We start from the raw sequence: 16,620 nt of genomic DNA, 5'->3' as shown, positions 1-16,620 counted from the left end.
GCTAATAACTTCCCTCCGGTTCTGGAATGGTCGAATTGATCTCTCTTGATTTCAACGAAGATTCAATAATGGATTGCATCCGTTCGATAAATATGTATTCGCTGAATTGTTCTGCATGCTGCCTTATATACTGTGGGTCCCAATTATATTGATCAAATCGGTTAATCGTACTCTTCAAGGAGTTAATCGACTGTTCCTTGAAATATAATCCTGTCTGTTCAGCTATAATGGTATCCAGCGCTCCGCCTCCATAGTAGGCAATAATCGGTCTGCCACACGCATTGGCTTCAAGAGGAGTTATGCCAAAATCCTCAATACCGGGAAATATCAATGCCTTGCAATTCTGCATGTAGCGGACAACATCCTCGTCACTTTTTCTTCCAAGAAAAGTGATCGTATCTCCAGCAAGCTGCTCCAGCCTTTGCCGATCCGGTCCATCTCCAATTACGATCAGACGCTTCCCGCTCTGTGTGCACGCCTCAATCGCCAAGTCTATTTTTTTGTAAGACACCAATCGAGAGACGACAAGAAAATAATCCTCCGGCTCCCCTTCCTTGACGCTAAATCGGCTAACTTCTACCGGAGGAAATATGATTGGAGCATTTACTCCATAACACTGTTTAATCCGCTCCTTCACGATTGTGGAAATAGCGATCAAACGATCCACGTGTTCAGAGTTATTCTTATCCCATCTCTTCAAAGGATAGATCAGCCATTTCGCAATTCTTTTAACCAAACGGGGTACCTGAATGCTTTCCATATACGTATCGAAATCCCAGACAAAGCGCATCGGTGTATAGCAATAACAGACATGAAGACTCTGCCTACCCTTCCGAACCCCCTTCGCATAAGCACTACTGGAACTAAGAATAAGATCGTAGCTCTTCACGTTTATAGACCGTATTGAGAATGGGTACAGCCAGAAATAAAGCTTAAATTTATTCAATATCCCCGGAATTCGCTGCATCCAAGTCGTATGGATAACGGCGTTCTGTAACTCAGGGAGTAGCTTGTCACGATCGACGATGGTTGTGTAGATTGGTGCCTCGGGAAACATTTTGTGTAATACAGCCACCACACGTTCGGCTCCCCCCATTTGATTGAGGTAATCATGCACAATGGCTATTTTCAAATCCCGCATTATACCAACTCCCTTGCATGCTGTTGCTCTACCTGCTTCATTCCTGGCTTAGACAACAGCTGTTGATAGATCAGCTCAATTTTTTGAGATGTCTGCTTAATCGAGAAGTGATCTCGCACGCGCTCTTGCCCGTTATCGCTAAGCGTCCACCACATTCGTTTATCCTTTAGCACCTGCCGGATACATTGTGTAAGCTCTTCGATGTTTCCAGTCTCATACAGAAGCCCACTTTCACCGCTCTGGATAATTTCAGGCACGCCGCCTCCATGGGTGCCAACAACCGGCATACCTTGCGACATGGCTTCAATAATAACTCTTCCAAACGGCTCATTCTCTGAGCATAATAAAAGGAGATCTGCTGCACAGCAGATCTCCAGTACATCATCTCTAAATCCAGTAAACCTAACCTTATCTTCGAGCTTTAACGTTCTAGCTCTGGCCTTTAAACGTTCAAGATAGCGTTCGTTCTCCTGCCTGAATTTAGCCTCACCAACGATCCATAGGACCGCATCCGGTTCTTCAACCACAAATCTTGAAAATGCTTCAATCGCATCTTCCTGCCTCTTCCATGGGGCAATCTGACCAATTATGGCCAGCACTTTCGCGTCCCGTGGTGTTTGGAACTCCGACCTTAACCGTGCTCTTATCTCGTCTTTTTCCCCCGCATTAAAATGAACCAGTTCTACTCCGTTATGCACAAGATGGCACCTTTCTTGTAAAGAGGGATGATCCATACTATGAATAACGGATTCAGAAATACCGATAAGAGCCTGTGTCGTATGAATGGCTAATTTTTGTATAAGCTTTCCAATGAGTCCCTTAGGTGGCATATCTCGCAAATGCCATACGACAGGAAGCCTATGATACCATCTGAATAGTGCTGCCATCATACCAGCACGAATCGAATTGGCATGAATAAGATCTACCTGGCTTCGCTTCATAAGAAGAGCAAGCCTCCAACCTGCCCATAGCATACCGAATACATATATAACAAGAAGGAGAGGATTTTTAGTTAACCTCGGACGAAAGCTTGGTATAACAACAGCTTCAAGCCCTTGGCTGCGGGCTCTCTGAAGAAGCTCCCCCTCTGGTGCAAACAATATCGGATGCGCTTTGGTTAAATGCCTGGCGGTCAACAGCAAGCTAATCTCGCCCCCGCTCACGGTGCTCGTATGATTATAGAAGGCAATCCTCATGTTCTAAGTACCTTCCTTTTCTCAATCTCTTCCGTAAATAACCCGGTTACAGCCTCCGCCACCCTGCTCCATGTATATCGATTCAGCACATGTTGTCTGCACGTTTCTCGGGTTGGTAAAAACAAATTGTTATTTAGAACATCAATAATTTTTTCGCTCATGGCCTCAGATGTCCCGTCTTTGAACATTAAGTCATTCGACAATTGCTGCAGAATCTCTTTCGTCCCCCCATATGGAGTTCCTAGCACGGGCGTCCCGCACGCAAGAGACTCAACAGTTATAAGCCCAAATCCCTCTAAGGTAAGTGTCGGAACAACACTGATATCCGCAGCTTGATAGTATCGAACAAGCTCCTCGTTAGAAATTCTGCCAAGCAATTTAACATGCGAAGAGAGTCCAAGCTGACCGATTAACGTTTCGTATTCCGCACGCATGGGTCCGTCTCCACCGATGAACAGGCGAGATTCTGGATGTATCTTAATCACGTCTACCATGGCGTGAATCAGCCTGTCAATTCCCATCCTACGGACTAATCTTCTTATACAGAAGAGCATAGGCTGACCAGCTGATATACCCAGTTCTGATCTCAACTGCTCCCGATTGGAATGAGGGCGGAAGCGTTCATGATCTACGGCGGCTGGAATTATATGAACGTCCCGCTCTTTCACATCATAGTTCTCCACGAGCATATCTTTAAAGTATTGGCTCAAGACAATAAAGCTGTCGGAACGCCGATAGCTAATTTGTTCTACTTGCTTCTTCAGCCAACACTTCAACTCTGTCACGGCTCCGCTCTGCTTCTTCTCCTCAATTTTTGATTCTAACGCCCAAGGTCCTTGAAAATGAGTAACAATCGGGACATGCGGAGGTATTTTCTTTCTTGTAACCATAGCCGAATAGAGTGCAAAATGCGGATTATACACATCGGGCTGAAAGCTGCCAACTGCTTGAAAGGAACGCTTCTGAACGGACCTCATTCGAGAGAGGAGGTCGTGATGGGTTGCTCCTTCTGTTGTATTGATAATATTAAGATCTGTTTCAATACTAGCCCCCTGAGGACCTACGACTAGTCCAAGCTCGGTATGGCCATACTCCTTCATAGCTTTCATATAATCCGCAAAATAACGGTTTAATCCGCCATGCTGAATATCGATCCAACCCATTCCAGTTGTAAGTATATTCATCATAATCTCTCTTTTCTTCAATAAGATTTAACGGTAAAGCTAGTTCATATACAATTGGCACAGTGTGACTCCTTAGCTGCTCAATTGAATACGAATACGTTGAAGCAGCCATACAATATCTTTCTTCGCCAAGATAAAGTCCCGTGGTTTAATATGATGCTTCAGCGTATAGAGCAGAAAGATCAGAATAAATTCCACAACGGATGTAATCAACAGCGAGATTGCCGCACCTTCAATTCCTAGCATCGGGATAAGAATATTCAGCAGCACAATATTAAGCCCAAGGGTTGATACTCTAATGATGGTAACTACCCCCGGCTTGCCAGTAGACATAAATCCTTGTGAAAGAATCCATGAAAGACTTGCAATCCCCGTTTGGAAAATTAAAATCCGGAATATCGGAACAGCATCCGTAAATGACTGTCCATACAAGAGAATTAACAGATACGGCGCAATAAGAAATACCGAGGCACCTACAAGAAGAGTCACCAGCATACTAACGCGGTAAACTTTGAACGTGAGTCGAATGGCTTCCGCATGTTGAAGTCCGGACGCCTTGGGAAACAACACCGAGGTAATCGCAGTCTGAATCGTGTTTAAAATTTTTGACAGGCTCAGCGAAACAACGTATAGGCCAAGACTGGCGGGTGATAGTAACCCTACTACCAAAATCTGATCAATATAACCGGAGAAGGTCCCTGCCACATCGGTTCCATAGGAACGGACCCCGTAACTGAGCAGCTTTTTGGCGGATTCCAGCTTGTTCCTCTGCTTCATTTTATAATGCAAGACCAGCTTGATTGTTATCCAGATGGTTATTGGGATTGCGGGAAAAAGATATACAATCGATGTATAAAATGACGTAACATTCCCGGTTGCAACAAGAACACAGAGCAGAATCAGTGTACCTAGGACCGGAATATATCGCATGAAATTATACAAAAGGTATTCTTCCCTAGACTGTAAGGCAGCTATATTAATGGTGCCTAGTATGGCAAGCGGCGAAACTGCCAGTGCCCACACGGCAAATTCAATGACTTCCGGTGAGTACTCCTTCATCCAGAACGGAATGAGGGCAGCACCGATCGCTATGGCCACGCACCCAAGAATCAACGACATAATCAACGCGGTGATATAGAGCGAGCCCTGGTTCCCATCTTTTTTTTTCATATAATAGACCAGCGCCGACGGCATGCCTAAAGTTAAACAGTACGCCAGGAATTGCGGCCACATAATCATGGCTGCCTGTTCTCCACGGCCCTCAGGGCCTAAAGTCCTCGCGATAATAATACCTGTCAATATGTTGACACCGAGGATTAACACATTGGATGCAAATGTTTGCATCACATTGCCAAGACTTCCCCAACTTCTTTTATTTTTGAGTATATGTATTTTCAACATACCGTTCTTTCCCTTCAAGCCTGTCGATCGGCAGGATGCCTGACTGAGCGCTCATCGTCTCTTTGAATATTTCCATGTATTTGATTGCCATGGTCTCCCAGTCGTTTTGGAGCGCATGTTTTCTCGCTCTTCGTGCCATCCTTCTTAATTGTTCCGGGTTGGAGGATAGTTCTCTGATTGCATTGGTCAGAGCCTTGGTATCATCCGGATTGTCCAAGACTATGGCTGCATCATCAGACAGAAGCTCCACCACACCGCAGCGGTTGCTCATGATCACAGGCAGGCCCGATGCCATCGCTTCTAGAATGACAAGCGAGAACGACTCATATCTGGACGGAAAAACAAACAAGTCAGCAAGCGCCATAAAATCTGCGATATTCTTCCGATACCCAAGGAAATGAACCCGGTCCGAAATTCCTAATTGTTCGGCAAAATTCGGGTATGGGCTCTTTTCTGCATTTCCTAAAACCAGCAGGTGAACATGCTCCACTTCGGATAACGCACGGAGCACTGTATCCAGATTTTTTATGCCTGAGTTCAAATCTCCTGCAAACAAGGCGTAGACTATGTGTTCATCCAGCTTATAATCGGCTCTATTGATCTGACGTGGATAGAATTCGCTCGTGTCAACGCCATTATGAACAACTGAGATGCACCGACCGCCTAATTTTGCATCCCGGACGAGTTCCTGCTTCACCTGCTCAGACACAGAAATAATGTGCCGGGTTTTCTTTAGTGCGATTCGCTCCAGAACGGCATTGATTCCGTTGTAGACAAAGTGATAAAACGTCCTTAACGTTTTCTTTTCTCGAAACGGATGATACTTCGACTTCACCCACGCGCTATGAACTAAGTGCACACAATTGATATCAGACCGGGCATAAGTTATGAATCCATTGACCACAACTAGCTGAATACGGGCCCGACGAAGCCAGATTGAGCATGCGGAAACGATAGCAAACAACTGATTTCGCAATAAGGCGATCGGCATTTTGCTAACATTGATCCTGATCCACTCCACTTGGGAATGATTTCGGAGGTCCTCCGACAGCTCTGAGGATATCACTATCACTTCGTGCCCTTGCTTTAAGGCCTCCACAATGACTTCATAATTGACTCTGCCTTGTCCGTCTCCCTTCTTCACCTTGTGCGTAACAAAACAGATTCTCATCGTTGTACCTCTTTCATCCATGGTTGTGCAGCAAGGGAATCCTCACGAATGGCGCTGAGCAGCGCTTTAGCAATTTTACTGTGTCCCAGTTCATTCGGATGAAACCGGTCTTCCAAGTAATCACTCCATTTATTCAAGGTTTGGGATGTGTCGCACAGAAATATCCGCTTTGAATCTTTGCTGTTCTCGCAAATATCGTGCAATATACCTCTATATCTCTTCATTGATTCTACAGATCCCGGAAAGTACTTCTCCTCGATATCACTGGGAGTAAGCAGCACCACCTTGGTCTTCGGACTGTTATTCAGAATGTTCAGAATAAGTTCCGTCGTATGCTGTTTAAAATCCTCGAGACTCATCCATTGTCTACCGCCAAACACTTTAATCAGGGTCACCTTCACTCTCCATCGAAGCGCCGATTCCAGCTTTTCCATAAGTCTCCGCGCTTTTCTAGTCGAATAATAAGGTCTTGGGTCCATCCAACCGGGCCTTCGCCACCGTCTGGGCAGCCATTTCAAATACTGCTTCTGTTCCCGTACAATGGATTCCGTAATACCGTGGGCAAACACGATGAAATCCGGCTGCAGCTCCATAATACGCTGTTCATACTTGGCCCTTGATTCGTTTACCTGCATGGCGCTGGAGCCGAAATTCATGATTTCGACAGGCTGGGAAAGCAGTGACTTGAGCTGAGCCTGCAACAAATTGGCATAATTGGTATTGGAGCGAATGACACCTAATCCTTCCGTAATGGAGTCGCCTAAAAAAACAATTAACATGCTACAGTTCCCTCCGATTTGTAGACGCATATGGAAATGCGAGTGAGATAATCAACAGTAGAATATATCCGCTTAATCCGCTCAATACATTACTTCCTAATAACAGAAATAGAATCGCACTAATAGCTGCAAAGGAAATCGGAGCATAACCCTTCTCTGTTTTGCTGATCTTGAAGAGAATTACGAACAAATATCCTAATAAAAAAATAACGGCCAGTCCCAGGGGTAACCCAAATGAATAAAACAAATTTAAATACCCATTATCAAATACAGCCACTGTATTCGAACTCTGGGTTAGCTTGACCCCCAGTCCCGAACTGCCCAGTCCTCTTCCAATGGGATTGGATATCACATCCGAGATAATATATTTAGCAAAGTCCAACCGCTCATTAAAAGAGTGATCTTCCTCCAATGACTCGAACGTGCTAATACGTGAGGATACCTGATTGGCCCCCGGCAAGAGCGGAAGAATAAAGGTATACGCCAGCACCATAATGACACCTAAGGCTACCAACTGCACTTTGCCTTTTAATCGTGAACGGGCAAAATAGGCAACGATCATTATTACACACGTAATCCATCCAACCCGAACCAGAGTGAGCAGAAGCGCAAACGCGACAATCATAATTCCGACTATGCCAAACGCTCTCCACTTTTTTTGTACAATCATAATGGCTAGTGCAAAACCAAGAAACATACCTGCTGGTCCCGGTGAATTCAGCAGAGAGAACAACCGAAATTTCTGAGGCTCCGGTATTCCGACTGAGTTCATATCCGCGGTTGTCATCCAGAAATGATCCCAAGGAGGCAAAACCAAGTATTGGTATATGCCGTAGACTCCAACAAGGACCGCAAGATAAGCAAAGCTTCTCAGCCATTTGTCCCAAATTCCCTTATCGAACTGACTGGCACTCACGTATAGAAGCACTAAGAATGGGACAAATAAGCTCAGCAAGTCATATACAGAAGACAGCCCATATTTCATGAAACCGAGAATAAACCCATATATCAATGCCACGCCAATGATTTTTATGATCAGTCTTATTCTCGAATCGATCCGATGAAAGTGTTTAATCGTTGTTATCAGTAATATCAACGAAACAGAATACGGAGTCAGCATGATAATCGATGTATCGCTGTACGACTGAAACGACCAGTCGAGCAAGCGTCTTACCTCAGGGCTGATCGTCCATATCAAAAGTGAGTATGGAATAAGAACATGTGGGCTCTTAAACTGGATATACAGTCCGATCAGCATACATAAGACCAGGAACACCAATTCCAGCAGTTTAATATGCAGAGAGTCAACGGAACTGAGCAATCCAATCAAAGTACCGCTCGCTATAATGACTCCGACATGAACCGTTCGTGCGGCGTTCCTTCGCCAAGAGCTTAATCCAGAGATCCTCTCCATATTTGCCAATCACCCTATCTCCCTCAAAAATTCCAATAGCACGCCTCAGTTAATAGGCTGAATTCGGAAGAATCATGATCTTGACGGTTTGAAGTATCAATTTCAGATCCATCCACAAGCCTCTTCGTTCGATATACTCCAGATCCAGCTCCAACATCTCATCAAAACTTAAATTGTTACGACCGCTCACCTGCCACAATCCGGTGCAACCAGGGCTTACCCTCAATCGCAACCTGTCGTAATTGCTGTATAATTGAACTTCTCTTGGTAATGCCGGTCTTGGACCGACCAGAGACATCTCGCCGCAGAGAACATTCCATAGCTGAGGCAGCTCATCAATGCTCGTCTTTCGAATCCATTTCCCAATCTTGGTAATACGAGGATCATTCTTCATTTTGAACATAGCACCGCTGACTTCATTTTGATCCAATAGCTCCTCAAGCAGTTCTTCCGCATTCGATACCATGGAGCGAAATTTGTACATTCGGAATGGCTTCTCATCCTTACCGATGCGTGTCTGGTAGAAAAAAACAGACCCTTTCGGGTCCTCCAGCTTTATAAGAATGGATACAATCACAAAGAGTGGCGACAACAGAACAAGGCCGATGAAAGCCAATACGCAATCCATGACACGTTTTATTGCCAGATACAAAACTCTGGGTTCCGCCTCTAATGCCAAATCGTTTGCATATCGTTTATTTACTTCGAACACAACGTCTACTTCATTACGTTGCGGATTGGGAGACATGAATGATACACCTCTTCAGCTATTAATTTTTATTTGAATTTGAATACTCTCTTTCAAGAATCGTCTCCATACCTTGTAGAAGGGGTTTTCGGAGCTCCTCATTTTGAAGTGCAAAATCAAGAGTAGTCATAATAAATCCAAGCTTTTCGCCTACATCATATCGGGTACCTTCGAAATCGTAAGCGTATACGCCCTGACTTTCATTCAGCTTCTGGATCGCGTCCGTTAACTGAATTTCTCCACCAGCCCCCTCCTCTTGATGTTCCAGAAAATCAAAAATTTCAGGAGTTAATATGTAGCGGCCCATGATGGCTAGTCTCGACGGTTCTTGACCGGCAGGAGGCTTCTCTACAAAATAGTCCACTTCATACAAGCGATTCATCTTACCCAGTGGAGCCACAATTCCATAGCGATGTGTTTGATCATCGGGCACGTTCTGAACGCCGATAACCGACTTCTGCAATCGTTCAAACTGCTGGGCCAATTGCCGAGTACAAGGTGTATCGGATTGAACAATATCATCCCCTAATAGGACGGCAAATGGCTCATTTCCTATAAAGTTACGTGCACACCAAACAGCATGGCCTAGACCCCGGGCTTCTTTTTGGCGTATGTAATGGATTTCAACATTCGAAGCGCGCCGAACTTCGTTAAGCAATTCATACTTTCCCTTGCTGAGCAAATTATGCTCCAGTTCAAACGCATGATCGAAATGGTCTTCAATAGAACGCTTGCCTTTACCCGTCACTATGATAATATCCTCAATTCCCGATGCCACGGCCTCTTCCACAATGTATTGAATGGTGGGTTTATCCACGATCGGAAGCATTTCCTTTGGCATTGCTTTCGTTGCAGGCAGAAAACGTGTCCCAAGCCCCGCTGCAGGAATAATGGCTTTCTTTACTCTCCTCATCACCCATTCACTCTCCAACTCATATTTTTATGTAGACAACGGGTAGGCTCATTGTCCGTTTAGCAGAAACGCTCAGCTATATACTCTTCTCTGTAGAAAAGAACATAGCTAAGCCTTTCATGAAAAAAGGGCATTAAACCCGTCCTCACATTACACCCTCGACAATCATGTCTAAGGTCGAAGCGACCCACAGCGTAACCGAGTGTCTGCAGTGATATAGGTGCAGTAGACATTACCTTTTCTTACTCATTCCTCTTCTATTATCATTATCATTCCTGCCTGAAAGCCGTTTCTTTAATGGTGTTCTCTTCGTTTAATTCAGCACAATCCCCAATATCCGGGCATTCACATGGTCCAACTGCTCCTTCGCCTTTCTAAGATGATCCTTCTTTACCTTTCCGGTTGCAGCTACCATAATGACTCCATCGCATAATGCGCTGACAATTACGGAGTCCGATACGGAGAGCACCGATGGCGTATCGACAAGAATGACATCATATTGCAATTTTGAAACCTCGAGCAGTTCCCGCATAGAAGGTGAATCGATCAATTCCGATGGATTTACGGGGACCGGTCCAGATGGCAGCAATGATAATCGTTCAACAGCCGTTTCCTGAATCGCTTCCTCAAGACTTATGTCACCCGCAAGCAAAGTGCTTAAGCCTTGGGAGTTTAATAACGAGAACATCCGGTGTAATGAGGGCTTTCGCAGGTCTGCATCGATCAGAAGTACACTCTTACCTTCCTGCGCATAAGCTACCGCCAAATTGCCTATCGCGGTACTTTTGCCTTCTCCAGGCTGTGACGATGTCACCATAACGGTCTTCAATTCCTGTTCTTTATAAAAGAATTGGATCTTGGTTCGAAGCAGACGATAAATCTCTGATATTGGCGATTTTGGATTAGCGGAAATTATCAGATTATGGTTATTGATGGAGCGACGCATACTGACTCTCACCTGCCTTTTGTTTTGGAATAGCTTTCGATCGTGTGGACCTCTTCAGCTCTTTTCTGCTGATCCTTCCTACAACAGCAAGCACGGGTACTTCCATGATTTCTGCAATCTCCACTTCGGTCTTGAGGGTATCGTCCAAATAATCGAGCAGGAATATAAAGCCGATCGCCAGAAGGAGTGAGATAACAAAACTAATCAACATGTTCATCACCGGATTTATATTGATAGGCGCAGGAGATATGGTTGGATCCGCTTCGCTCAGAATGGTTATATTGTCCACATTCATAATGTTTGGAATTTGCTCTTTAAATACCGTGGAGACAGCATTTACGACACTGGCGGCTTTGGTGTAAGAGACATCTTCGTAAATCAGATTCATAACTTGTGAATTGTTCGCCGAGGTAACAGATATTTTGGCAGCAATTTGTGAGGGGCTTTCACCCAGCTCGGGGTACTGTTCAACCACTTTGTTCATCACGGCCGAGGACCTAATAATTTCCTTGTACGAATTGATCAGAAAAATACTAGTTTGAATTGTGCTTGCGTTGAGTGTCGCCGCTCTGTCCCCCGAGAATTGGTTTACAATTAACTTAGCGTTCGCTGCGTAGATAGGTGTCGTAAAATAGAAGCTCTTTACAGCGGCTGCTACCATCGCAATGACGACAATAACCGCAATCAACCACCATTTTCTCTGAACAATTCGGAAATATTGTTTAAGTTCCATTCGGCTGTAAACCTCCGCTTATTTTATGGATTAAAAAACTTGCCTTGAATTTCTAAGCTCTTGATACATTCTGTATATTTTACAATCCATAATTTACGATACAATTTGTATCATGTCAAGGTCAATTTTCATGAATTTACATAAAAATGACACAATATGTATCCTCAATGCCGCCTCCTCTTCCTTCTAACCGCAAAAAAATCAGCCTTGTTGATGTACGAGATCAACAAAGCTGATTTATTTAAGTGAATCATCGATTCACGGAACAGTATTCATTTTTGCGTAATTTGCAAGCTGCCGTTGACAATAGATAATTGATATCTGGCTCTTGTCACCGAGTCCGTCAATATAATCCCGTTTCCCGGACCCTCGATTTCTAAGGAATCTGTCATATAACTATGTGGATACGGAGAGTACGACCCGATATGATCCCACGTCACCATTACCCCAGCAATATAGGTTTCACCCACTTTGGGGATGAACGATATGCTGAATTCATGCAATAAACCCGTTTGACTTGCAAGCTCTCTCCCCCGAAGATGCTTCCAACCTTCTTCACGCCAAGTTATGGCATCGTTAAAAATATACTCCGCATTCTGGGCAGCAATTCGGCCCATTGATTTATATAACGATCCACTTTCGTACTCCGTTTGCAAAATGAAATATTGCATGGCCAAGTTTCTGTTAGCATCTCCCTGATACGGCAATGTCCGGCTATTGAACTTGATCGCCATCATCGGTGATCGTACTCCATCTGGCGTGACTTTTAAAATGACAGGCTGCGGACCGATGACCTGCTTCATCTCGTTACTAATCGGGATCGGCACTTGGTCGGCCGTGACAAGACTAATTACGCCTCCATTTAATACCGTCCAATTCGATAACACTTCCGGATTCCTCAGAAGGTTTGGCGCTGATACCGGCATAAGCGTGCGATGCTCTCTTTCCTTCATTCGTGTTTGTAAGTCGGCACTCTTGTATAAAGGTGTGACCTTTCTACGAATCACCACATCCTCTGGTCCCAATCCAGTCAAATCGGACTCCTTATCACCGGTCAGAATATCAATATATGCCGTTCCAATAGCGCCTGGAGCATTCGATTTTTTTAATACTCCGAGTTCATCGTTAAATGTCGTCGGAGCTGTAACGGTTCCAAACCAAGCTGCATATTTCTGTTTTTCACCAGCAGGTATCAGTTCATCTGGCATCGAGTACTCCCACTTTGAAGGATTCCCTGTATAACTTGTTACAGACCAAGTAAAGCCGAAGCCGAATAGTCTTAAATTCGATGTTAAAGATTTACTCAATAGTTTGATTGCAGCTTCTCCGCATTGCTCAAACTGAGCATTCATATAGATGCCGCTTAATCCTAGAACTACAGGAGCTGCCTTATAGTCATCAAGTCCACTGTCAATGCACTGATAAATAGCGTACGGTGAAAATCCAAGATGTGTTCTATGAAGGTTGGCATTGAACCCCCCGCGATGTCCGGCCGCTAATATCGTACCGAACATGATGCCGCAGAATGCTCCTGTTATACTGCCACCTTGATAAAAATAATCCCCCGTATTGATACGGCAATATACGCCAATTAATCCGTTCCAGGTACATTCGTATGAAGATACATGTCCATTGTTACTGTTAAGAAGCTGCCCAACCTTCACTCCAGATGTAGCAATATTTCTAAATATCGGTGTCGCTGATCCTGCAACTTCAAACGCAGCTGAACCTACAGCAAACATATCGTACAGACTTTGCTCAAATAACTCCTTATTTATCCAGTTGATCAGTTCTCTTGAGTTATATCTTGAAACACCATATATTCCGAAATCCTCAAATACTGCTTTCACTCCAGAATTTCGGATTCTTATGCATGGAAGTAAATCGGTTGTTGTGTCGAGGGGGTCCCAGATAATTCTCGTGCCCATTTGTCCACCATCTACATAGGGACCTGCCCCATAAATTCCTCTGCTATTATTCTCTATCGTTTGTCTGATCCGATAATCACCAGGAGGCACAAATAGCTTGTAACGCTTATCACACTTTGCCATCGCGGCCTGAAAAGCCGCAGTATCATCTGCTCTTCCATCACCTACAGCTCCAAACCACTTAACGTTAATGCCACGGCTCATTAATTCCTCATCTAACAAATCGAAATTGAAGCTTACATCGTTCGGATCCATCGTATCCGAGGATGACCATGCATTCATCTTCATGTATTTCGTTTGTCTCTTGGCCATGCTCATCTCCTCCTTGCTACATAGTAGTGACTACATTACAAATGTGCTTGATGAAAATACCCACCTACGATTAGAGCCAAGCCCAAATATTGAAACAATTCAAACTTCAATCTTGAAAACAACTCATGGATTACTATAATATAGGAACTGGTTGGATACATTTTGTATCAAATAAAAACGCACTGTAATCAGTTATATAAATAGAAGCATCTTCACCACCAAAAGGAGCTATTTTTCATGCGAATCATACTTACTTTTTTATGGGCAATAGCTCTATTCGTCTTCACTTGTTCAGTTAATTTCCATCTCCTGATCAGATATCAAGTCGTGGATTTTCAGTTTAACCCCTCTCCCGACTGGTCCGAGCTTGCAAAACTGGATTTTCAATGGTACAGCAGCGATTGGATTCTCCGAAAAATTGGCCATTTTATCGGGTTCTTCATTCTTGCCCTACTCGCATCCGATTTTGGCAGAAGAAGAACCGCCTTTTTCTGGTCTGTCGCCTATGCGGCGCTAACCGAAATTCTCCAGCTTTTCTTCTTCCGAGGCGGTCGAATCTACGATGTGATCAATGATTCGCTCGGTATTCTCCTTGCTTACTTACTCTGTATGATCCTGTTCCGCAAAAGTACAATGAGCACAAAAAGGTGAAGCCATATAACTCTAAGTTAATGTATTCACCATAAAGGATAAAAAAAGTGTTGATACAAAATGTATACTTGTATTATAATGATCACGATACGAAATGTATCAGACATACTTACTATTTCGTAATGAAATGCAACGAAAGGAAGATCGAATGGGCGCACTTGCGGGTATTTATCGTTTTCATGGAGAGCCGATTCCAAAGGAGAACAGTGAGCTCATCATGTCGGCATTGAGCAAGTATCCTGCCGATCAAAGCGCCGTTTGGCAACAGGATTACATTATGATGGGTTGTCATGCTCAATGGATTACTGAGCAAGCCGTCCACGAAATACTTCCTTATTACGATCCGCAGCGCGGGCTTGCCATCACGGCCGACGCTATCCTAGACAATCGAGATGAGCTTATGGAGCAACTGCATGTGCCGCAAGTCCAAAGGTCGCACTTGACAGACAGTGAAATCCTGCTGCGGGCTTATGAGAAATGGTCCGAACGAATGCCGGAACGACTGGTCGGAGATTTTGCTTTTGCCATATGGGATGCACGCAAGCAGCTGCTGTTCGGGGCAAGGGATTTCTCAGGCGCAAGAACGCTATATTATCATCACGATGAGCAGCAGTTCTCCTTCTGTACAATGATGACTCCCTTGCTCACTTTACCTTATATACATAAAGAGCTTAACGAACGTTGGCTAGCCGAGTTTCTGGCGATCCGTGGCGTGTTCGAACCCCCGGATGCTTCAACCACTGTGTACAATCATATTTATCAGATCCCGCCTTCCCACTCCTTCATCGTTAAACATAACCGGCTATGGATCAGCCGATATGACAGCCTGGCTAATGTGCAGCCTTTGCAGCTCCGTTCATCCGAGGAGTATGAAGAAGCCTTCCGTGAGGTATTTCATAAAGCCGTAACCTCAAGGCTTCGTCGTTCAAGCCTGCAAATCGGTGCTCATCTCAGTGGTGGTCTGGATTCAGGCTCCGTTGCAAGCTTTGCTGCCAGAGCGCTTCAGGAAGAGAACCGGATGCTTCATACCTTCAGTTACATACCGGAAGATGAATTCATAGATTGGACGCCAAAGCACAGATTTGCTGACGAGAGGCCTCTCATCAAGCAAACCGTAAAGTTTGTGGGCAACATCCATGATCATTACTTGGATTTTAAAGGTCACAGTCCCTTTACGGAAATCGACGACTGGATTGACATCTTGGAATCTCCTTATAAGTTCTTTGATAACTCTTTTTGGTTAAGAGGAATTTATGCGCAAGCGCAGCAGCGCGGGATCGGAATTCTGTTGAATGGAGCACGGGGGAATTATAGCATCTCTTGGGGACCCGCGATCGAGTATTACACGCGACTTATGAAAAAGTTCAACTGGCTCCATCTATCCCGCGAGATCAATCAGTATAGCAGGAACGTTGGAGTTGGACGTAAGCGGCTATATTCCATCCTCTGCCGTAAAGCATTGCCTTCCCTTGAAAGAATAAGGCCATCCGGATCATCAACTGAGTTGCCGCAGCTCATTCATTCCGACTTTGCTGAACGCGCAGGGATCTACGACAAGCTGCAGGATCGCGCGTTTACCGGAATTGGTTCAACAGACGATCTTCCAGATGATCCGCTGGAAGCAAGAATTCAGCATTTCAACCGGGTTAACATGTGGAGCGCCACCGGGTCAAGCGGCTGCAAACTGTCCCTTCGTTATTCCGTATGGAGTCACGATCCGACCAATGATCTACGCGTCATTCGATTCTGCTTGTCAACGCCCATGGAGCAATTCGTTCATAACGGCATGGATCGGGCTTTAATTAGACGCTCTACTTCAGGCTTGCTCCCCGATTCCATCCGGCTTAACCAGAGAACGAGAGGCATCCAGGCAGCCGATTCTATCCATCGTATGCGAAGTGACTGGCCAGCATTTATCGATGAACTGGATCATCTGAGTCGTGATTCTAGAATGCAGCAGTTCATTAACATGCCTGTTCTCGAAGAAGCTCTATCGGAGGCTCGTCAAGGAATGGATCCAAATCAAGCCTATGGCCCGTCCATTAAACTCCTCATGCGCAGCCTCATTCTGTACCGATTTCTTCAAAAAAACTTTTGAAAGGA

14 protein-coding genes are annotated in these 16,620 nt (G+C 44.6%); 2 read left to right on the top strand and 12 right to left on the bottom strand.

Annotation, left to right across the window (positions count from 1 at the left end):
- Nucleotide 1: 1 nt before the first annotated feature.
- The 12 genes from DP091_RS15150 to DP091_RS15095 form a co-directional block, all read right to left on the bottom strand.
- Complete coding sequence (locus DP091_RS15150; RefSeq protein WP_113059080.1) at nt 2-1,141, bottom strand: glycosyltransferase; 1,140 nt, start codon at nt 1,139-1,141, stop codon at nt 2-4.
- The gene (locus DP091_RS15145) at nt 1,141-2,337 is read right to left on the bottom strand and encodes a glycosyltransferase family 4 protein (protein WP_113059079.1); all 1,197 of its coding nucleotides are present in this window, start codon (nt 2,335-2,337) and stop codon (nt 1,141-1,143) included. The genes DP091_RS15150 and DP091_RS15145 overlap by 1 nt, the downstream gene beginning before the upstream one ends.
- On the bottom strand, nt 2,334-3,524 hold the full coding sequence (locus tag DP091_RS15140) for a glycosyltransferase family 4 protein (RefSeq protein WP_258394535.1): 1,191 nt from the start codon (nt 3,522-3,524) through the stop codon (nt 2,334-2,336). Before DP091_RS15140 ends, DP091_RS15145 begins: the two co-directional genes overlap by 4 nt.
- A gap of 69 nt (nt 3,525-3,593) precedes the next feature.
- Nucleotides 3,594-4,865, bottom strand: coding sequence for an oligosaccharide flippase family protein (locus tag DP091_RS15135; protein ID WP_258394551.1), 1,272 nt, complete (start codon nt 4,863-4,865; stop codon nt 3,594-3,596).
- A 28-nt stretch (nt 4,866-4,893) separates the two neighbouring features.
- The gene (locus DP091_RS15130; RefSeq protein WP_181469818.1) at nt 4,894-6,093 is read right to left on the bottom strand and encodes a glycosyltransferase family 4 protein; all 1,200 of its coding nucleotides are present in this window, start codon (nt 6,091-6,093) and stop codon (nt 4,894-4,896) included.
- Nucleotides 6,090-6,872: an SGNH/GDSL hydrolase family protein gene (locus DP091_RS15125; protein WP_181469817.1), complete on the bottom strand. Its 783-nt coding sequence runs from the start codon at nt 6,870-6,872 to the stop codon at nt 6,090-6,092. Before DP091_RS15125 ends, DP091_RS15130 begins: the two co-directional genes overlap by 4 nt.
- 1 nt (nt 6,873) lies before the next feature.
- Nucleotides 6,874-8,286 (bottom strand): O-antigen ligase family protein, encoded by a 1,413-nt coding sequence (locus DP091_RS15120; protein ID WP_258394550.1) that lies wholly within the window; start codon nt 8,284-8,286, stop codon nt 6,874-6,876.
- 49 nt (nt 8,287-8,335) lie between these two features.
- Entirely contained in the window at nt 8,336-9,034 is a 699-nt protein-coding gene (locus DP091_RS15115) for a sugar transferase (protein WP_113059074.1), read from the bottom strand.
- A 22-nt stretch (nt 9,035-9,056) separates the two neighbouring features.
- Nucleotides 9,057-9,947: a UTP--glucose-1-phosphate uridylyltransferase GalU gene (galU, locus tag DP091_RS15110; protein WP_113059073.1), complete on the bottom strand. Its 891-nt coding sequence runs from the start codon at nt 9,945-9,947 to the stop codon at nt 9,057-9,059.
- A 313-nt stretch (nt 9,948-10,260) separates the two neighbouring features.
- Nucleotides 10,261-10,893, bottom strand: coding sequence for a CpsD/CapB family tyrosine-protein kinase (locus tag DP091_RS15105; RefSeq protein ID WP_113059072.1), 633 nt, complete (start codon nt 10,891-10,893; stop codon nt 10,261-10,263).
- Complete coding sequence (locus tag DP091_RS15100; protein WP_113059071.1) at nt 10,874-11,626, bottom strand: YveK family protein; 753 nt, start codon at nt 11,624-11,626, stop codon at nt 10,874-10,876. Before DP091_RS15100 ends, DP091_RS15105 begins: the two co-directional genes overlap by 20 nt.
- Nucleotides 11,627-11,898: 272 nt before the next feature.
- Complete coding sequence (locus tag DP091_RS15095) at nt 11,899-13,866, bottom strand: glycosyl hydrolase family 28-related protein (RefSeq protein WP_181469816.1); 1,968 nt, start codon at nt 13,864-13,866, stop codon at nt 11,899-11,901.
- A gap of 237 nt (nt 13,867-14,103) precedes the next feature.
- On the opposite strand from DP091_RS15095, the gene DP091_RS15090 reads away from it, so the two are divergent.
- Both DP091_RS15090 and DP091_RS15085 read left to right on the top strand, forming a co-directional pair.
- Complete coding sequence (locus DP091_RS15090) at nt 14,104-14,517, top strand: VanZ family protein (protein ID WP_113059069.1); 414 nt, start codon at nt 14,104-14,106, stop codon at nt 14,515-14,517.
- Between the two features lie 148 nt (nt 14,518-14,665).
- Complete coding sequence (locus DP091_RS15085) at nt 14,666-16,615, top strand: asparagine synthase-related protein (RefSeq protein ID WP_113059068.1); 1,950 nt, start codon at nt 14,666-14,668, stop codon at nt 16,613-16,615.
- Nucleotides 16,616-16,620: the final 5 nt, after the last annotated feature.

Origin of the sequence: Paenibacillus sp. MDMC362 (genome assembly GCF_003269305.1) — a bacterium.
Classification (GTDB): domain Bacteria; phylum Bacillota; class Bacilli; order Paenibacillales; family Paenibacillaceae; genus Paenibacillus_AQ.
This window is presented reverse-complemented; position numbering and strand designations above follow the sequence as displayed.